This window comes from Larkinella bovis (genome assembly GCF_042655385.1).
GTDB classification, from domain to species: domain Bacteria; phylum Bacteroidota; class Bacteroidia; order Cytophagales; family Spirosomataceae; genus Larkinella; species Larkinella bovis.
Map to the genome: position 1 here is coordinate 420,631 of NZ_JBHSMA010000001.1, position 17,218 is coordinate 437,848.

Here is a 17,218-nt window from a genome sequence, read left to right on the forward strand (position 1 = left end):
CGCCACTTAAACGAAAAAGCCGCCCCGAATATCCGGGCGGCTTTTTTATGCTCTCTGTCTAATGAAACGCTTATTTGGCCTTTGCCAATGCTTTATAGTCGTTCTCAAATTTTCCTCTTAGCCAGGTATCCGGGTACATCCGGTTTTGGTTTGGCCGGGTCATCAGGAAATAGTTGTAACTGGGGATCGACTCAAACGCCCGGTGCCGCTGCTCCAGTGTCAGTTTCTCCCAGGCTTTTTCAGCTTCCTTCCGGTTCACCTTCAGCCCGAAGGCGTCATAGAATTCTGAGAACGTTACCTCGCTGGTCACTAATCGGATCGACATGGTTTTGGTGGTTCCGGCGATGTACTCCAGCGTGGGAACGGTCATCGGGAAGTTCTTCACCAGGAATGCCAATTGATCATCATTGAGCGTCGCATTATTGTAGAAGGCCGCCACGACGCCTTCGTTGAACTCAAAAAGCAATTCACCCTCAAATCGGGTAGACGTTATAGAATAGCGTTGGGTCATAAACTTAGAGCTTATAATGTTTGCGGTAATAGTCATCGGGTCGGTCGAGATAAGCGTTTCGGTCCTTGCGTTCCCGGTCTCCCAGAACGAAGCCCAGAACAAAGCTTCCGAAGGCGGTCAAAACGATGACCAGAATCAGCCATACGATCACGTGACCGTATGGAGATGAAATGAAATTAGAGAGTTGTTCCATACGGTTATTCGCGGTAGCGTCCCCACTTAAACGTGATGGACATGATGGTTTTTTGGGATAGATAATACTGGTCGGCAAGCTGCTGGTACACCACATCAAGACGTAGCTTTTTCTTGTCATGCAGGCGCACAAATTCCCTACGAATAGCCTCGTTACGGGCATCCTGACGCGATTTCCGCGCGGTAGATACATTTTCCATTGATACGGTGAGCGTTTCGGAGAGTTGCGCCATAGATTAGACAAGAAATGATTTGTGAATTTGGGTAAGAATGCTCTCTACCAAGGCTCGTTCGTAGCTGGCCGGAGCAAACAGAACAACCGATTGCCCTTCTGTTTCAGAGGTGAACACATAATACAGGGCCAACGCCTGGGAGCGGGAAACGACAACAGGAAATTGCTGATCTGCCGTATAAGCAAACCAATTCAAATCATCATTTTTTTTGTTGACTTTGGTGTACAACTCGTACAGGAGACTGGAGATCGTGTATTCCCCGATGTTCCGCTTTAATTCGGGGTCCGCTGTTCGCTGTTCAATAGCGAGGTACAATGTATTATTTAACGTCTGAAACGCCGTTTTATTGAGTTTGAGCTTCAGCTTGTTCATAAGTAATTCTACGGGTTTTTAGTTCCTTAATCGAACAGTGTTGATTGGAAGTCACCTGTTTCCTGTTTGGGGTCTTGAGGCAACTTCCACTCATCAAACTTGCCAAATACCCACCATCGGAGCCGATCCCAGAACTGCCGGGTATGTATCCGGTGGTGCAACCGGCCATCCTCTGAGTGCTTTTCCAAACGATCCTGTAACTCATTGAGCTTCCGCATCATTTGGAGACTGGCTGTTTTACTTCTACCAGCCGCGCCACGAGTGAATGAGTATTTGGCATCATCCAATGCCCTAGCCAGTATCAGAGCTTCGGTTTTTGATAGTTTGAGTGCCATACTATTTGGTCCCTGGTAGATTGCTTCCATGCCATAAATGCCAGCCATACGGAGAGAAAAAGCCGCCGGGAAACCCGCAAAAAACAATCGCCAATTTGAATCTCATGCTTGTCCCAAAGCCATTTGGTTACGTGATTCGGGTCAACCAGCGTCCCTTTGTGGATACGGATAAAGTGGGGGAGTCTCTGGTTGTGCCACGTTTTCAGCGTATAGGCATTTAGGACCGATTTGCCGTTCTTATAATGCAGCCAGGTATAGTTTCCTTCGCCCACTAAATGAGTCAATTCAGGGTTAACCAAGTCCGGCCAAGAGTGTGCTTTTCCCATGTTCAGTTTCGGATCTTAATTGAACTCGTTTCTATCCATTGATTCGACCATTGCGACGGCGACGGCGGCAACCTGAATTAGCTCAGATCGGATGTCTTTCAGGTTTTGCAGGGTCGCGTCTGCATCTCCGAAGTACCATTCACAAATCGCCTTGTTGACTTCCCCAACTTCTTCATTCAGAATGATTGAGTAAATGTGAGGGCGTCGGTTTTGTTGTCCCCACTTGGCTTCTTGGCGCTCCCTTTCGCCCCGGACTTCAGCCAGGACAATATCAGTTTGCGGGGTAATCTCTTTTATAATCGGATTGTCCATAAAAAAAATATGCGTAAAAAGGGTATTGATTGACCGGCATTTCTTTACTCTTCATCTTCCCCAATAATGCGTTCCCGTTTCTGGAACCCCTCACTGAATCCCAGAAAATAGGCCGCATAGATTAAGGCCAGCACCACACAAAAAGCTATACTTTGTCCCATGTTTTAGTTGTTTAAAAGCCGTTTAAAAGTTCGTTAAGCATCTTTTTTGTTTCTGAATCCCGCCAGCGTTCCAGCGACGTGACGGCATTCCGTAGCTGCTCATATTTCAGCATGTGCAGGGGCGCTTTGAATTTGCTGGTCAGGAACTTGTTCAGGGCATCCCAATGACGCTGAGTCATATCCGGGACGGCGAAAATGTCCTTGGCGATGTTGATGATCTTGCTCCGCATCCGTTTGATGCTGGCTTGGTTTTCGCCCTCCAGATGGTCAATGAGAGCCGCCATTTCGTCAATGGTCATTTTCGAACTGGACGTTTCGCGCCCACCCGTGAACGCCTTAACGAGTTCCTGCTTTTCCTCTTTTTCGATTTTCCGCAGGCTAATCAGCGTGTGGAATCGACTGTTTTGATTGACTGTCCGTTGCATAAGTTCGGTACCATTGGTTTTTTAAGTGCGCTGCCCGGAATGCCTCGGCTTCGTCAGGCGTCGAAAACCGTTTGGCTTTCGTTTCGTCGTCCGTCATGATCGGCCTGCCATCAAAGGCGACGTACTTGAGAAAAATGTTCACCATGACTTTGTAATACTTCACATCTTGGAGCAGGTATCTGGGCATAGTTGAGCAGGATGTGTGGCCGGTTTCCCGGCCACGGTTACGTTAATGGGGTAATGACCGGCAGCACCTCCGAAAACACGACCTCGAAGGTTTTACCAGAAGGGAAAATGCCCTGAGCTTCGTCCGTGTCGATGTGCAATTCCACAAGGCCAACCGGGGAGCCTTTTGTCCACGCTTTGTTTACGCCATCCAGATCATCAATGGCGTTGAGCCGAACAACCTGACCACCCGGATAATTCGAGACATGCGAGACATTGAAACGCACCTTCAGGGACGCTGTTTTAGCCACCTTTGCGGCTGGTGGAGTGCCTTCTTTTTTTGCCATTTTATGAGCGTTTAAACTGGCACTGTTGCCATTGCGACCGGGCGGGGAATCGGACCCCGCTACGCGCCTGCCCGGTCAAACCATCAAAGAGTCAGGGGCTTGACATCAAATCGTGCTTCCTGCACACACTTTACACCCTGTCCGGCCAGAGCAGCCAGAATAAGCGCATCCTGGCGCTCGATGTGGCTTTTAATCCTGGGTAGATTCACATCAAGTATTCGGAAATCAGCCGCCAGGAGCTTTGCCAGTGCCGCGCGTTCGACCGGCACCAAGGGCTTTTGATTGGCCGCGTAGATCAATTTGGGGGGATTCATTACCACCTTGACCAGTCCGGCAGTTGGTACCAACAACGTTCCATTGTCGAACCGATTACCCTTGGCAAGCATGTCGCATTCCGTATCAATTTGCGCTTTGAGGGCCTCTGCCTGTTCGGCCAATCGGGCAATTTGTTTCTTGATCGACAGGTAGTTAGTGATGTTTTCGGTCAGCTTACGGCTGAATTTTGGGGTTGTTTTCATATGATTGTTGGGGTTTCGATGTATGACTTGAAATTGATAAGTTGCTGAACCGTTTTCAGTTGGAAGCCCAAGGCTCCGTGCTTGCCCTCATACCGGATTTGCTTGCTGGTCTCGACCATTTTCCCGTCCTGCATTCCATACTGGCGGGAAACATCCATCAGGATATAGGGGCCATCCGGCATGGATTTATTCGAATTCAGGGAGGTGCCAGGATGGACGAAAATGTCATGCCTGGTAATCCGTTTGCGGTCGTACTTGCCGGTTTCGCGGTTGATTTTTTCGTCAATCCAGACGTACTGGTAAGGCACGAAGCCAGCCTCTTGGATGTCTTGCTCAGTAATCATAGGTCAGGTTGATTTGGGCTTCCGGGATGCTCAGGTTGCGTAGCTCTTTCAGTCGGGCAATGCACCGGCTTAACCTCGCGGCCCGGTCAGGCCAGTCCAGATACAAAGTGTTTGCGGAGTCGTTATAGGAGTCGTACACTGTAACTGCATCGGACTCATCTGAAACACCCTTAAATAGCATCACCCGCACATGAATGCTCTTTACCGAGCCGTCATAATTGTAGCTGGTTGCGAACTTGCCCAGGGCGTCGATCTGGAGACAGAGCGAGTAGATTTCCGCTACTTTGTCCAGAATATTTGCCGGGTATTGGTTTTGCTTTTTCATGCGGCAACGGCCTCCAGTCCGTTCAGCATCATTATATCACGAGACTGTTGTTTTTGGACCCGCTTTACGATCCGCTCAACACGGCGCAAATCAACCACAACCTCTATGTACCGGCCACCAATTTGCTTCTGCTCAGTTTCCAGTTCGTTCCAGATTTCATTCGCCTTTGCCTTGTCGATCCCATTGGCAGAGCAGATATTAACCACATCGGTTTTTGTAGTCCCAACCAGGTGAACGAACGACCGGCCCAGGCGGGAATCTACCTCATCATAGCCCTTTTTGGCGTACCGAACACCCCGCTTAATCTGCCGTTCCAAATTTTCCGTTCCGGCGATGACAAGCCCTATTTCTCCTTTCAATTCGTTGTATAAGGGCACAATGAATGTCAGGGCTTCAGGCCGTAATTTGTCCGCTTCATCAAGGATCAATAGGGGGCGCTTCGTTGCCACCATCGTTTTGAGGAAGCTGACAATCTTTTCAAAAAGCTGATCCGTCCGAAAGTGGTACATGCCGAACTTGGGCATTTGAACACCGAGAGCTTCGGCCAGTTTTACAAAAAAGTTGTGCCGCGTCCAATCCCGACACTCGAAAACAATCACGCTGTTGTTGGCGTCCTGGGCTTTATAGGCTGCAATACTGGAAGACTTGCCCGAACCTGCTTTATCAGAGATTGCGATGAACAGACAATCGTTTTGGGCATCTGATAGTACCTGTTTAACGATCTTGCTGTTTGTAGTCTCCACATAAACCCATTCAGTTTGAGTAATTTTGTAAGCCAATTTCCCGGCAACCTTGGCCCACATAGTGTCAGAAACGAGGTTCCATCGGCCCGGCTCCATCATGTTTTTGGAGATCGTAGCCACGTTAGCCCCGGTTTTGGCTGCTACTTTTTGCCAAGTGCCAAGAACGCCGTACTCCCGTAGTAGCAGGTCGGCAATGTTTTTGCGGTGTAAATCGGTAATCATATGGTTATTTTGGTTAGTATGCTCGTTTAAACGCCATTTAAATGGCTACCGGGTGAAGAATTCAGCCGTCAGAATAGCCCCGATTTCATCGGCAATTCGAGAAAAAAGCCGTACATCTTCACCCAGATAAAGTCTTGCTGAACTGGGCAGTTTTTCCGTTGCTATTCGCTCATTCAGGAGGTCAAGCCACATTAAGGTTAAATCCTGAAAGTCGCGGAGCCGGTCGATGTCAACCTCCTGGAAAGAGCCATTAAAATGGCGTGTCATAACATCGACCATTGAAAAGCCGTATTCTACATTCATGACTATAATTGGTTTTTAGTACTGATTTTGAGCGTATTTCGATGCGTCAATTTCTATTTCCTCGGTCTTTAAGGCTTTCGGCTTTGGTCCGGCTGTTTTTGCCCCCATCTGGGTGTATAGAATTTTGGTAGCCTGGCTTTCTGCTTCGATCTGCTCTTCCTTGGAAGCGCGTCCGGCCAATAGGAATGTTATGTCTCGTGTATCTTCCAGTATCTCGCTTAAATCAGCCTGCTTTTCCTTCTCAAATCGTTTGATCTGAGCCTGTTTAGCAGCCAAATGATCATGATTACCGTCAGGGCCGTAGAGCGTTACCTTGCTCGTTTCCTTGAGTTCGGTAATGAAAACATCCGATTCCGGCACGAAAAGCATAATCTGACTCAGATCGGTTTCGTCGTAGCGGACGGAAATCTTCTTTTTCGAGTAACTGTACAGTAGTTTGTGGTCGAAAATCTGATAGATATGGTCTTGCTTATGGACCGTGATCAATATCTGATTCCGGGAAATAGTGACCACTTTTTCAAGCCAGAACAGGGCAGCTTCATCCCATAACTCTAACCCATATACGTGGGGCTTTTCTGATTGCTCGTGGAGTTGCGACGGTGATAGTTTCAGATCAGGATGCTTTTTGCTGTAGTAGCCAACGCGGGTCTGGTTGTAAGAGTCCACACACTGCCAGGCTTCCTGCCATGCCTGGTCAAAATCGAACCCTTCCGCTCTCGCTTCTTTGCGCAGTTTATCAAGATACGCTGGTGCGCGGTGGGCGTAATCACGAGTTGAGCGGATACCCTGGCCGTAATAGTATTTACTCTGAGACTCAAACACGGTTTGCAGCGTATCGAACCACCGTTCCAATGCTGCTTTACCAGTTGCTTTGTGAGTGCAAACCAATTTCACCCCCTTGGCCTCCATTTTGCCCAGAACGATTTGCATTTCATCGGACATATGGCCCGGAAACCGGTCATGAACGAGCGTATGCGGCAGGTAGCCGGTTACACGCGCGGCCATGCGGAGCGCGTTGATGTAGGTCCATCGGTTTTCCGTTACCCCAAAATCAACCCCAACGATATAGCCCGAATAAACGTCCCGAATTGCGACAATGAACAGGAATTGGGTACTTTTCCCATCGGGTGTTTTATGCTCGATGAAATTGAATCTTGTTGCGTCGATCTGCCAGCAGTCACCCGCGTACATGGCCCTATTTACTGAAATATAATGCTGGTATATGGCTGCTTTTCCGCCCTCGTGACCCCATCGACCCGTTGTCAATTGCTGGATTTTGGGTTCACAGAGCAACTGAGAAACCCAACTCTCCGAAGGAGCCTTTTTGCCGGTAATCTGGCACACCTGGGCGATTTTCCGCGCGATGTCACGAGCCGTCCAGTTCCGGTTATCCATCCGGGCTTGAACCACCCAGGAGAGCAATTCACGGTCATTTGAGAATTTATCCCGATTATCGTTACCCTGGCGTGGGAGTCTGATTACTTCCGTAATGGGAAGGGGGTTATTCTCGCGCGGCTTTCCTGTCTCTTTTCGACCAAAAAACCGTTGCATGACTGCCTCTTTCAGACGTATACCAGACTTCGGTAGGTACTGACAACCTTTTGGAAAATAGAAATCATACTCAGAATCAAGCCACGCCACCGCTTTCTCAATCGGGCCGTAATCCCTCCAGTCCAAACCCTCATAATAGGCACCAATTGTCTCAATGACTGCCGCAGCCCTGGCAAGGCTCTGAATCGTCATTTTCCTTTGCCGATCAGAACCAGAAGTAACCTTATAAAGCCCCGTGTATCGAAGGTATTCACTCTTACAAGCCTGTTCAAGTAACTCTTCTAAGCTGTACCGTTCGCTCAAAAGCACCTGCGTTTTTTGTGAGTAAAATTCTTCAGGTTCTAATCCTTTACAAATCGCCTGACGGACGATCAATTTGTATTTATCTGCCAGACTTTCGTAGCGTATTAATCGACGGCGACGATCATCAGGATCAGGGATGTATTGCCAGTTTTTAGCCCCCCTGCTGATACCCATTTTGACCGTAATGTCAAGAATGCCACAGCGTTCGGTAAGCTCCCCAAACTCCACATACCATATATCCGCCACTTTTTTCATGGTGTTACAAGACCGAGGTCAATATTGGATTTAGCTACTTTTTCTGCTGCCTTAATTACCGCTTCAAACCTTGCCGAAGTAGGCCGGTCCATTAGCTTTTTGGCGTAGTTTCTGGACACTCCAACCATCTTCCCTATCCGGGCATAATCGCCGTTGCATAAGCAGCTCTTGATTTCTTCTACCGTCTTCATTTAACTTGTCCCCGAATGATGACAGGACGAATATCCCATTAATTATGGGAAATCCAAAATAAATGGACACATTTTTTGCAGCCAATCTGAAATTTTTACGAAAAAGGAAGGGAGTCAGTCAGGAACAAATCGCTGTACTGATTGACAAGAAGAACTCTGCAATAGGGAGTTATGAAAACGGAATTTCCTACCCTCCGGTCGAAAATCTGGTGACTTTGGCAGATTATTTCGAAGTCTCACTTGACGAACTCCTTTTGACGAATCTCTCCATTAATTATGGGGAAGGTCAGCCGGATGTCAGGGTCAATTCCAACATTAAGCAGAAAGGGAAGGGGGCAAAACATACGGCGTCTGTAGTAACCGGCTATGGAAATCCTATGAATAGCTCAGAATGCGAAAAATTATTACAGGCAAAAGATGATATTATTGCAGCGCAGCAAGAGACGATCAACCTCTACAAAAAAATGCTCGCAGAAAAATAGGATTTTCTTAATTCGGGATGTATACCTTTTTGTATACCTAAATGTATACCTATTGCCAAATGTAAAAAATAGGTATACATATATTTGGATATGACTAAGTGTTTTCACTAGGTTTGTTTAGTCTATTTATTCGACACTTATGTGAGACACATGAATCAACAATTACCAATTCATCTTAATGTGAATGTACATCAGCAGCACGAGCAGATTGATCCGCAGAGCCAGGAGTTGATCAAAGCCATTAAGGAAAACACCCGCGTATTGAAGGATTTAAAAAAACTGATGAAAAGAAATCTTAACGATCACCCATTTACCATTCAAAAAGTATCAAAATCCTTATAGCATTAGTTTATGGGCCTTTTTTCCGCATTTATGGGTAACGCTGGCGTTGCCTCACCTGATGAATTACAAAACGAGTATGGTAAGTTATTAGCCGACAATGAGCATATCGAGGTTGGATTCAAATTGATTAGGGATGTTTTCCTATTCACCAACAAACGGATGATATTGATCGACAAACAGGGACTCACCGGCAAGAAGATCGACTATAGGTCAATTTTATACAAGAGCATTTCACGATTCAGTATTGAAACCGCTGGACACTTCGATTTAGATGCTGAACTGAAGATTTGGATTTCCAGTGAGATCATTCCGAGCATTTCGAAGAAGTTTAACAAGGATGTCAATGTTTATGACCTGCAAAGGGTGCTGGCAAATCACGTTTTAAACTAACTTAAACGCTTATTAAAAATCCCTGCACTCAATAGGGTGCAGGGATTCAGTACCCACCGTAACTTGTACATTGTGAGCCACTAAGGTACTTTAAACGCCGTTTAAGTCTGGCTCCATTCCCTCAAATTCTGCAAGGAAAATCCAATTCCCTCCCCTGGTTTGCCTGGATTTTGCCCCGAAAATTCAACCCAATTATAAGCTCGATTCAATTTTTACGCTTGGATGATTTTGGGCAAAAAATATAAATAGCTGATTGTCAGTGAAAAGGCAAAAAATTAATAAAACTATTCTTTACCGTTGGTTTTACCCCCTATACGTTTTGTAACCCTTCTCCATTTATTACAATCATTCAGGCCCATAACCGGTATTCGGATTCAACCGGCGCAATGGGGCATCCATCGGCAGAAATCCGGCATTCGGCGGTTTTGAGTAGCCGATTTGGGGTTTCAGTACTACCTTGGACGCTAGTAGGCGCGATGCGCTTCCTATGTTTTGTAATAATTGGTTTTATTTCGTACAATCCCCGGCCTTGTCGGGGATTTGTCTTTTCGGGATACAGGATACGGTTTTGTCTATTTCTTGCCAGGCCTGTAAAACCGTATACCGAAAACCGAGTACCGAAACCGATAAACCGTATCCCGAAAACCGGACACCATCTCATCCTTAACGCTGGTTCATCATGAACGCATTACCCCTCTCTAACCGATTATCGAATCGTCAGAAGTGGCAACTGGCCGCCAGTGTCTTTGCCATTTACTTTCCCATCCGCGTGTATGTTAACTGGCCGATCTGGTATGATCGGTATCCGGCGAATTTTTTCTGGGCGATACTCGACCGCATCTGGCCGTTATGGTTGATGGAAATCGGCATCACGCTCCTGTTTTTTGTACTTTGGCTCAGCGTTACCGAATGGATTCAGCAGCGGTTTTTTAACCAACTGGGAAAAGAGTTTCTGGTTGAATTTAAATTGCCGACCCAACTGGCGACGCTCGTGGTCGCGGGCGCGCTGGCAATTTTGTTTAATATCGGCTTTGGAAACCTGTGGATTTCGATCGACGGTTTTCTCGAAAGACAGCTGAATTATTCACCAATGTCGATGTGGCTTCAGTTCATCGATGCCGACTGTCTGGCGGTTGACCTCCAGCGCCGTCAGAAAATGAACAACGGCCTGACGGTGATGGCGATGGTATCGGCGTTTTACCTGGCGGCCAACCGGCGCGGTTACAAACGGCTGGAAGATTTGCGCGTCAAGGGGGAGCAACTGAAACAGGAGGCCGTTCAGGCCCAGTTTTCGGCGTTGAAAAACCAGGTTAATCCGCATTTTCTGTTCAATAGTCTGAGCATCCTTTCGTCGCTGGTCGAAACGAACACGAAACTGTCGGTGCAGTATATCAACCGGTTGTCGAAGGTGTACCGGTATATTCTGGAACAGCGTAACGACGAACGCATCAGCCTGAAATCGGAGCTGGAATTTATGGATTCGTACCTGTTTCTGCTCCATACCCGGTTTGCCGACAAGCTGAACGTGCTGATCAACATCCCGGAGGGCGACCGGGCACGCTACGGCATAGCCCCGCTGACGTTGCAACTGCTGGTTGAAAATGCCGTGAAACACAACCAGATGTCGAACGAAAAACCGCTGGTGGTGACGATTGAGCAACAGGATGACTACCTGGTCGTGCGCAACGGCATCCGGCTGCGGCCCAAGACGGAGGCTTCGACGGGCCTGGGGTTGCAGAATATCATCAGCCGGTATAACCTGCTCACAAACCGGGCGGTCGAAATTAAACAGAATGAACGCGAATTTGTGGTCAAAATCCCGCTATTGCCATGAACGTACTGATTATTGAGGACGAAGAACTAACCGCCCGCCGATTGACCAATTTGCTGCGCGACTACGACCCGACGATCCGGGTGCTGGCGCAGTTACCCTCGGTGGCCAAGTCGATCGAATGGTTCGAAAACGCGGAAGACGAGCAGCCCGACCTGATTTTTCTGGATATCCACCTCGAAGACGATCTGGGTTTCCGGCTGATCGACGAACTCAATTTAACCACGCCGATCATTTTTACGACGGCCTACGATGAGTATGCCTTACAGGCTTTTAAAACCAACAGTATCGATTACCTGCTGAAACCCATCGATTCGGACGAACTGGCGGCAGCCATCGACAAGTTCAGGGCGCTACGCCAAAACCGGGTCGAACTCTCGGTCAATTCGGACGTGCTGGAGCAGATGAAAGCCAACTACCGGCCCAATACCTACCGCGACCGGTTTATGGTAACGGTGGGGCCGCGGGCTTTTCGGGTGAAAACCGACGATATTGCCTATTTCTTCTATGAGAATAAGAGTACTTTTCTGACTACCCGCGAGGGCCATAACTTTGACATTGACTATAGCCTGGAGAAATTAGGGCAATTGCTGGACCCTCACCAGTTCTTTCGGGTCAACCGCTCGTTTCTGGTGGCGGATTCGGCGATTCTGTCCGTCTACACCTACTCGGGGAGTCGGCTCAAACTGGAATTGCAGCCCGAACCCCGGCAGGAAGTGTTCGTAAGCATCGACCGGGTGACGGCCTTCAAGGAATGGATGGGCCGCTGAGGAACAGGGCGAAAAACCGGTTCAGGGCGGTTTCAGAGCGTACCGGGCGGATCGAGCAACGAGCCTTTGGGCCATTTCCGGTGTCGGAGATACCCCCAGATATCCTTGAAAAATTCGGTATAAATGACGGTCCCGAAGCTGTAGTACATGCCGTTGTAGTGCTGATCGACATTGGTCTGGAAGAGCGAATACCGGTATCCGACCTGCGCATTTAATCCGACCCAGCGGGAAGCTTTCCACTGGCTGTAGGCGCCCACCTGCAGCGGCATGAAAAAATCCCAGTGCGAACGACCTTTCAGCGTATCAGTCCGGGTGTCGGTTGTCACGGCGGAGGCTTTACCGGCCCCCATTTCGACCGGAAGGCTGAACATCCACCGCCGGTTGTTGATGATGTTGGGCCAGAACATCAGGCTGCCGTAAGCCATATCGGTTTTGGTATAATACGCCAGATTAAGCCGCCGGGCCGCGTTCCGGTGCCAGTTGATCAGTCGGAGGTAGGAGCTGTACGACAGCCAGTAATAGCCCAGCGTAATCTGGTGGCGGTTGCGCCCCAGCACAATGCCGGAGTTAACCCCCCAGACGTTGACCGGCTGCCGGTTGACGAATGAATTGCGGAAATCGAGATTCAGCGCCCAGCGGATGGGTTTGGTTTTTTCCTGCTTCACCGAATCCAGGGGCATACCGGCCCGCGCAGCCTCCGAAAAACCGGTCGTGCTGCTAACCAGAAGAAGCCACCCAACAATCAGGAACGTTTTCATGCCTTCAAGACAAAACCCGCCAAAATTGGCGGGTCTGTACCGATTCTCTTAAAACATTGTCAGAAATTTTTTAAACGGACGCCAGGGTTTTGGGCCGGTAAAAGACATAAAAGATCAGCGGGAAGATGAAAAGCGTCAGGAAAGTCGCCGTGATCAGCCCACCAATTACCACAATCGCGAGCGGTTTGGACGTTTCGGACCCGATGCCCGTGGAAATGGCCGCCGGGATGAGGCCAATGGCCGCCATCATCGCCGTCATCACCACCGGACGGACCCGCGAAATCACGCCCTGGCGGATGGAGTCGTTGAGGGTGAGTTGGTTATGCAGGTTTTTCTTAAAAACCGAGATCAGAATCACGCCGTTCTGGATGCAGATTCCAAACAGGGCGATGAAACCAATGCCCGCCGAAATGCTGAAATTGACGTGGGTGATGAGCAGGGCCGCGATCCCGCCGATGATGGCGAATGGCACGTTGAACAACACCAGTCCCGCATCTTTCACGTTGCCAAACAGGACAAACAGGATGAAGAAAATTCCCAATAAACTGATCGGAACTACCTGCTCCAGCCGGGCGGTGGCGCGTTGCTGGTTTTCGAAATCCCCGGCCCATTTGATGGTGTAGCCCTGCGGCAGTTTGACGTTGGCGGCTACCTTCTGCTGCGCTTCGGCGACCGCGCTCCCCATGTCGCGGCCCCGAACCGAGAATTTGACGGCCCCGTAGCGCTGGTTGCCTTCGCGGTAGATCAGAATCGGGCCGGTTTGGGTGTAAATCCGGGCGATCTCCTTGATCGGAATCTGCGAACCGTTGTTGGTCGGCACCATCAGGTTCCCGATTTCGGCTTCGTTGGAACGGAACGGTTCGTCGTACCGAATCCGCAGGTCAAACTTCCGTTCGCCTTCGTAAATCTGCGTAGCGGCTTTTCCGCCAATGGCCATTTCGACCACGGTTTGGGCATTGGCCTTATCAACGCCGTACAGGGCTAGTTTCCGTTCATCCAGCTCGATCCGTAATTCCGGCTGCCCAATGTTTCGGATAACACCCAGATCGGTAATGCCCTGAACCGTTGCCAGTTGCTTCTGAACTTCGGTGGATTTCCGTTCCAGCGTGTACAGGTCCGGTCCGTAGATTTTCACCGCAATCGATCCTTTGACACCCGAAACCGCTTCGGCCACGTTGTCCATAATGGGTTGCGAAAAGCCGAAATCGACGCCCGGAAAAACCGCCAGTTTTTGCTGCATCCGGCGGATAAGCTGCTCTTTCGTAAGGCTGCTGCCGGGCCGACGTTGGGCCCATTCTTCTTTCGGGTAAATGCTGACCAGAAACTCGATATTGTAAAAACCGGTGGGGTCGGTGCCGTCGTTCGGGCGACCCGTTTGCGAAATCACGCCTTTCACTTCCGGAAACTGTTCGAAAACGTGGCGCATCTGGGTAGTCAGCTTGACGGATTCGGGCAGCGAAATGCTCATCGGCATGCTGGCCCGCACGTAAATCGAGCCTTCGTCCAGTTCGGGCAGAAATTCGGTGCCGAGCAGTTTAAAACCAGACAAACCAACCATCACCAGTCCGGCGGCCACCAGCAAACTCAGTTTTTTGTGCGCGAACGTAAAACCGAAGGCTTTGGTCGCGTTGCGGGTGATGAATTCGACCACCGGATTATGTTTTTCGCGCACATCTTTTTTCAGCAGGAAACTCGCCAGAACCGGCACCAGCGTCAGCGTGAAAATCAGGGCGCCGAGCAAGGCAAAACCGAGCGTCCAGGCCAGCGGGGAAAACATTTTTCCTTCGACTTTCTGAAAGGAGAAAATAGGAATCAAACAGGTGATAATGATCAGTTTCGAGAAGAAAATGGCCTTTCCCATTTCGGTGCCGGTTTTGCGCAGCACGCCCAGTTTGGCGAGTTTGTTGAATTTCGGCATCCCGGTATGCATCGCCATGTCGTCGAGGGTTACAAAAATTCCTTCGACCATCACGACGGCACCGTCCACAATAATCCCGAAGTCGATGGCTCCCATCGAGAGCAGATTGGCCGACATGCCCTTGAGTCGCAGGCAGATGAAGGCAAACAGCAGGGCCAGCGGGATGATGATCGAAACCGTTACCGTCGTGCGCCAGTCGGCCATGAACAGGAAGACGATCACCGTTACAAAAACCAGGCCCTCGATCAGGTTATGCGTCACCGTATGCGTCGCAAAATGAATCAGCGTCTCCCGGTTGTAAAACGTGTCGATCTGTACGTCAGACGGCAGAATGCTGGTGTTGAGTTCATTGATTTTCGCTTTCACGTTCTCGATGACGGCGCTCGGATTTTCGCCTTTCCGCATCACGACGATGCATTCTACCACATCGTTCTGGTTGTCCCGGCCCGCCTGGCCCAGTCGCGGCAGCGCCGATTCCGACACCTGCGCTACGTTACGGACCATGATGGGGGTCCCGTTGGCGTTTTTGATGATGATGTTCCCGATGTCCTGGCTGTTCTTGAGCAGACCGATGCCGCGCACGACGTAGGCTTCCGAATTTTTCTCGATCACATCGCCCCCCACGTTGACGTTGGAATTGGCGACGGCCTGGTACAATTGCAGCGGGGTAATGCCGTAATCGAGCAACCGGCGCGGATCGACCGAAATCTCGTAGGTCTTGACCTCACCGCCGAAACTGACCACATCGGCCACACCCGGTACGCTTTTCAACTGCCGCTCGATCACCCAGTCCTGCAAGGTTTTCAGCTCGCGGGTGGTGCGGGTGGAACTCCTGAGTGTATACCGGAAAATCTCACCGGTCGGCCCGTAGGGCGGCTGCACATCCGGTTTGAGGCCTTCCGGCAGATCGACATTCCCGAGCAGGTTGTTGACCTGCTGGCGGGCAAAGGCGTCGTCAACGCCGTCGTCGAACATCACTTTGACGACCGATAAGCCGAACAGGGTGGTGGACCGGATGTCGGTTTTTTTCTGGACGGAGTTCAGCCCGATTTCAATCGGAATAGTGACAAATTTTTCGATTTCTTCGGCGCTCCGGCCCGGCCACTGCGTAATGATCGTGATCTGGGTGTTGGTTACGTCCGGAAAGGCTTCGATCGGGGTGTTCTGGTAGCTGATGAAACCCACCACGATGGCCAGCGCCGTCAGGAAGAAGATGAAAAACCGGTTTTTCAGCGAGAACGAGATGATATTTTTGATGAACTTAGTCATGGAAGTTCGAAGATTGAAAGAATGAAAGAGCGAAAGAGTGAAATGAACTGGGAATGCCAGTAGTGGGAGTTGAAAAATCGCTCTTTCACTCTTTAGTTGCCAAGTGCGCTGTAAATCAGAAGCTGGTTTTGCGTTACCACCCGGTCGCCGGGTTTCAAACCGCTGTTGAGGTAGGTGATGTCGCCGACGGTTTTGAAGAGATCGATCTCCCGGACGACCGGCTGGTTGCGCGAATTGACGGCCACCACGAAATTCCGGCTTTTGTCGAACACGATGGCTTTGGCCGGGATGCCCACGCGCTGATCATGCCCGGCATATTCGACCCGTACGTTGGCAAACATTTCCGGTTTGAGCGTGAAATCGGCGTTCAGGAGCGTCACCCGCACCTTCATGGTTTTGCTCTCCGGGTCCAGCACATTGAAAATTTTGTCGATCCGGCCTTTGAACACCCGGTCTGGATACGAAAGGGTTGTGATGCTGGCGTCGAAGCCTTCCCGGATGTTGGCCAGGTCCGATTCGTAGACATTGGCGAGAACCCAAACCTGATCGAGGTTCGAGATCGTGAACAGGTTTTCGGGATCGTCGGAGCGCAGCTCCATCCCCTGTGCGGCATTTTTTTCGACCACAAAACCGTCTACGGGGGCCTTGATAACGTAGATCGACCCCGAACCGCCGAGGATGCTTTTCCGTTCGGCCACCCGGTTTACTTCACCCTGAGCCGCCTGCATCTGTTCGCGGGCCGCAATCAGATCTTTTTGGGCGGCCAGGCCGGCCTGCGACATGTCCTCCGTGACCTGCAGGTTTTTCCGGGCAACGGCCAGTTGCCCTTTGGCCGCAATCGCCTGTTGTTCGAGGTCGGCCATGTCGCCGGAACGGATCACCGCCAGCGTCTGCCCTTTCGTTACGTAATCGCCCAGGTCGGTTTTTACTTCTTCGATATGACCGCCCACCAACGGAAACACCTTCACGACTTTATCCTGGTTGAAGGTAATTTTTCCGGTCAGGTTTAATTCGTTGTTCACCGGTAACAACCGGGCGGTATCAATGTGGGCCGTGGCCAACAGGTTCACTTTGGGTTCCGTGGCACCGGTTTCTTCGGGGGGCGCCGACGACTGGCAGCCGGATAAACCAGCCAGCAGCAGGAGGGCAGCCACCAGCGATGGCAGGCGTTTGCGCATGGCAACCTGGCGGACGTTGGGATCGGGCTTGCGAATTACAACCTGGCGGGCGTTAAAATCGGGCTTGCGAATTACAAATTCACGGGCGTTGAAATCGGGATTGCAAATCCCGATTAGCGGTTTTAAGAGTTGATTGGCTTTCATGA

General features: G+C 50.1%; 23 protein-coding genes. 5 read left to right on the top strand and 18 right to left on the bottom strand.

What is annotated here, in order from left to right; translation table 11 throughout:
* Positions 1-70: 70 nt before the first annotated feature.
* The 15 genes from ACFPMF_RS01795 to ACFPMF_RS01865 all read right to left on the bottom strand — a co-directional run bounded on the left by ACFPMF_RS01795 (position 71) and on the right by ACFPMF_RS01865 (position 7,943).
* Positions 71-511: a hypothetical protein gene (locus ACFPMF_RS01795; RefSeq protein ID WP_379840714.1), complete on the bottom strand. Its 441-nt coding sequence runs from the start codon at positions 509-511 to the stop codon at positions 71-73.
* Positions 512-515: 4 nt separating this feature from the next.
* A complete protein-coding gene (locus ACFPMF_RS01800) occupies positions 516-704 on the bottom strand; it encodes a hypothetical protein (RefSeq protein ID WP_379840715.1) in 189 nt (62 codons plus the stop codon).
* Between the two features lie 4 nt (positions 705-708).
* A complete protein-coding gene (locus ACFPMF_RS01805; RefSeq protein ID WP_379840716.1) occupies positions 709-936 on the bottom strand; it encodes a hypothetical protein in 228 nt (75 codons plus the stop codon).
* Positions 937-939: 3 nt separating this feature from the next.
* Entirely contained in the window at positions 940-1,308 is a 369-nt protein-coding gene (locus ACFPMF_RS01810; RefSeq protein WP_379840717.1) for a hypothetical protein, read from the bottom strand.
* Positions 1,309-1,334: 26 nt separating this feature from the next.
* Positions 1,335-1,691 carry a hypothetical protein gene (locus tag ACFPMF_RS01815; protein WP_379842753.1) on the bottom strand — a complete coding sequence of 119 codons (357 nt, stop codon included), beginning with the start codon at positions 1,689-1,691 and terminating at the stop codon, positions 1,335-1,337.
* Complete coding sequence (locus tag ACFPMF_RS01820) at positions 1,610-1,969, bottom strand: LytTR family DNA-binding domain-containing protein (RefSeq protein WP_379840718.1); 360 nt, start codon at positions 1,967-1,969, stop codon at positions 1,610-1,612. The genes ACFPMF_RS01815 and ACFPMF_RS01820 overlap by 82 nt, the downstream gene beginning before the upstream one ends.
* Positions 1,970-1,984: 15 nt before the next feature.
* On the bottom strand, positions 1,985-2,281 hold the full coding sequence (locus ACFPMF_RS01825) for a nucleoside triphosphate pyrophosphohydrolase family protein (protein WP_379840719.1): 297 nt from the start codon (positions 2,279-2,281) through the stop codon (positions 1,985-1,987).
* 172 nt (positions 2,282-2,453) lie between these two features.
* Positions 2,454-2,867 (bottom strand): hypothetical protein, encoded by a 414-nt coding sequence (locus ACFPMF_RS01830; protein WP_379840720.1) that lies wholly within the window; start codon positions 2,865-2,867, stop codon positions 2,454-2,456.
* A gap of 224 nt (positions 2,868-3,091) precedes the next feature.
* Positions 3,092-3,379, bottom strand: coding sequence for a hypothetical protein (locus ACFPMF_RS01835; RefSeq protein ID WP_379840721.1), 288 nt, complete (start codon positions 3,377-3,379; stop codon positions 3,092-3,094).
* Positions 3,380-3,462: 83 nt separating this feature from the next.
* Positions 3,463-3,897 (bottom strand): hypothetical protein, encoded by a 435-nt coding sequence (locus ACFPMF_RS01840; RefSeq protein ID WP_379840722.1) that lies wholly within the window; start codon positions 3,895-3,897, stop codon positions 3,463-3,465.
* The gene (locus tag ACFPMF_RS01845; protein ID WP_379840723.1) at positions 3,894-4,241 is read right to left on the bottom strand and encodes a hypothetical protein; all 348 of its coding nucleotides are present in this window, start codon (positions 4,239-4,241) and stop codon (positions 3,894-3,896) included. Before ACFPMF_RS01845 ends, ACFPMF_RS01840 begins: the two co-directional genes overlap by 4 nt.
* Positions 4,231-4,566 (bottom strand): hypothetical protein, encoded by a 336-nt coding sequence (locus ACFPMF_RS01850; protein ID WP_379840724.1) that lies wholly within the window; start codon positions 4,564-4,566, stop codon positions 4,231-4,233. The genes ACFPMF_RS01845 and ACFPMF_RS01850 overlap by 11 nt, the downstream gene beginning before the upstream one ends.
* Entirely contained in the window at positions 4,563-5,531 is a 969-nt protein-coding gene (locus ACFPMF_RS01855) for an AAA family ATPase (protein WP_379840725.1), read from the bottom strand. Before ACFPMF_RS01855 ends, ACFPMF_RS01850 begins: the two co-directional genes overlap by 4 nt.
* A gap of 45 nt (positions 5,532-5,576) precedes the next feature.
* Positions 5,577-5,834, bottom strand: coding sequence for a hypothetical protein (locus ACFPMF_RS01860; protein WP_379840726.1), 258 nt, complete (start codon positions 5,832-5,834; stop codon positions 5,577-5,579).
* A 15-nt stretch (positions 5,835-5,849) separates the two neighbouring features.
* Positions 5,850-7,943: a hypothetical protein gene (locus ACFPMF_RS01865; protein ID WP_379840727.1), complete on the bottom strand. Its 2,094-nt coding sequence runs from the start codon at positions 7,941-7,943 to the stop codon at positions 5,850-5,852.
* Positions 7,944-8,196: 253 nt separating this feature from the next.
* Between ACFPMF_RS01865 and ACFPMF_RS01870 the strand changes: the two genes are divergently transcribed.
* The 5 genes from ACFPMF_RS01870 to ACFPMF_RS01890 all read left to right on the top strand — a co-directional run bounded on the left by ACFPMF_RS01870 (position 8,197) and on the right by ACFPMF_RS01890 (position 11,949).
* Positions 8,197-8,616, top strand: a complete 420-nt coding sequence (locus tag ACFPMF_RS01870; RefSeq protein WP_379840728.1) for a helix-turn-helix domain-containing protein — start codon at positions 8,197-8,199, stop codon at positions 8,614-8,616.
* A gap of 150 nt (positions 8,617-8,766) precedes the next feature.
* Positions 8,767-8,958, top strand: coding sequence for a hypothetical protein (locus tag ACFPMF_RS01875; protein ID WP_379840729.1), 192 nt, complete (start codon positions 8,767-8,769; stop codon positions 8,956-8,958).
* Positions 8,959-8,967: 9 nt separating this feature from the next.
* Entirely contained in the window at positions 8,968-9,348 is a 381-nt protein-coding gene (locus tag ACFPMF_RS01880) for a PH domain-containing protein (RefSeq protein ID WP_379840730.1), read from the top strand.
* Between the two features lie 679 nt (positions 9,349-10,027).
* Positions 10,028-11,182: a sensor histidine kinase gene (locus tag ACFPMF_RS01885; protein WP_379840731.1), complete on the top strand. Its 1,155-nt coding sequence runs from the start codon at positions 10,028-10,030 to the stop codon at positions 11,180-11,182.
* Entirely contained in the window at positions 11,179-11,949 is a 771-nt protein-coding gene (locus tag ACFPMF_RS01890; protein ID WP_379840732.1) for a LytR/AlgR family response regulator transcription factor, read from the top strand. Before ACFPMF_RS01885 ends, ACFPMF_RS01890 begins: the two co-directional genes overlap by 4 nt.
* Before the next feature lie 32 nt (positions 11,950-11,981).
* Here ACFPMF_RS01890 and ACFPMF_RS01895 read toward each other — a convergent pair whose 3' ends face one another.
* The 3 genes from ACFPMF_RS01895 to ACFPMF_RS01905 all read right to left on the bottom strand — a co-directional run bounded on the left by ACFPMF_RS01895 (position 11,982) and on the right by ACFPMF_RS01905 (position 17,216).
* The gene (locus tag ACFPMF_RS01895) at positions 11,982-12,707 is read right to left on the bottom strand and encodes a hypothetical protein (RefSeq protein ID WP_379840733.1); all 726 of its coding nucleotides are present in this window, start codon (positions 12,705-12,707) and stop codon (positions 11,982-11,984) included.
* A 70-nt stretch (positions 12,708-12,777) separates the two neighbouring features.
* Positions 12,778-15,894 carry an efflux RND transporter permease subunit gene (locus ACFPMF_RS01900; RefSeq protein WP_379840734.1) on the bottom strand — a complete coding sequence of 1,039 codons (3,117 nt, stop codon included), beginning with the start codon at positions 15,892-15,894 and terminating at the stop codon, positions 12,778-12,780.
* A gap of 92 nt (positions 15,895-15,986) precedes the next feature.
* Positions 15,987-17,216 carry an efflux RND transporter periplasmic adaptor subunit gene (locus tag ACFPMF_RS01905; RefSeq protein WP_379840735.1) on the bottom strand — a complete coding sequence of 410 codons (1,230 nt, stop codon included), beginning with the start codon at positions 17,214-17,216 and terminating at the stop codon, positions 15,987-15,989.
* Between the last annotated feature and the right edge of the window lie 2 nt (positions 17,217-17,218).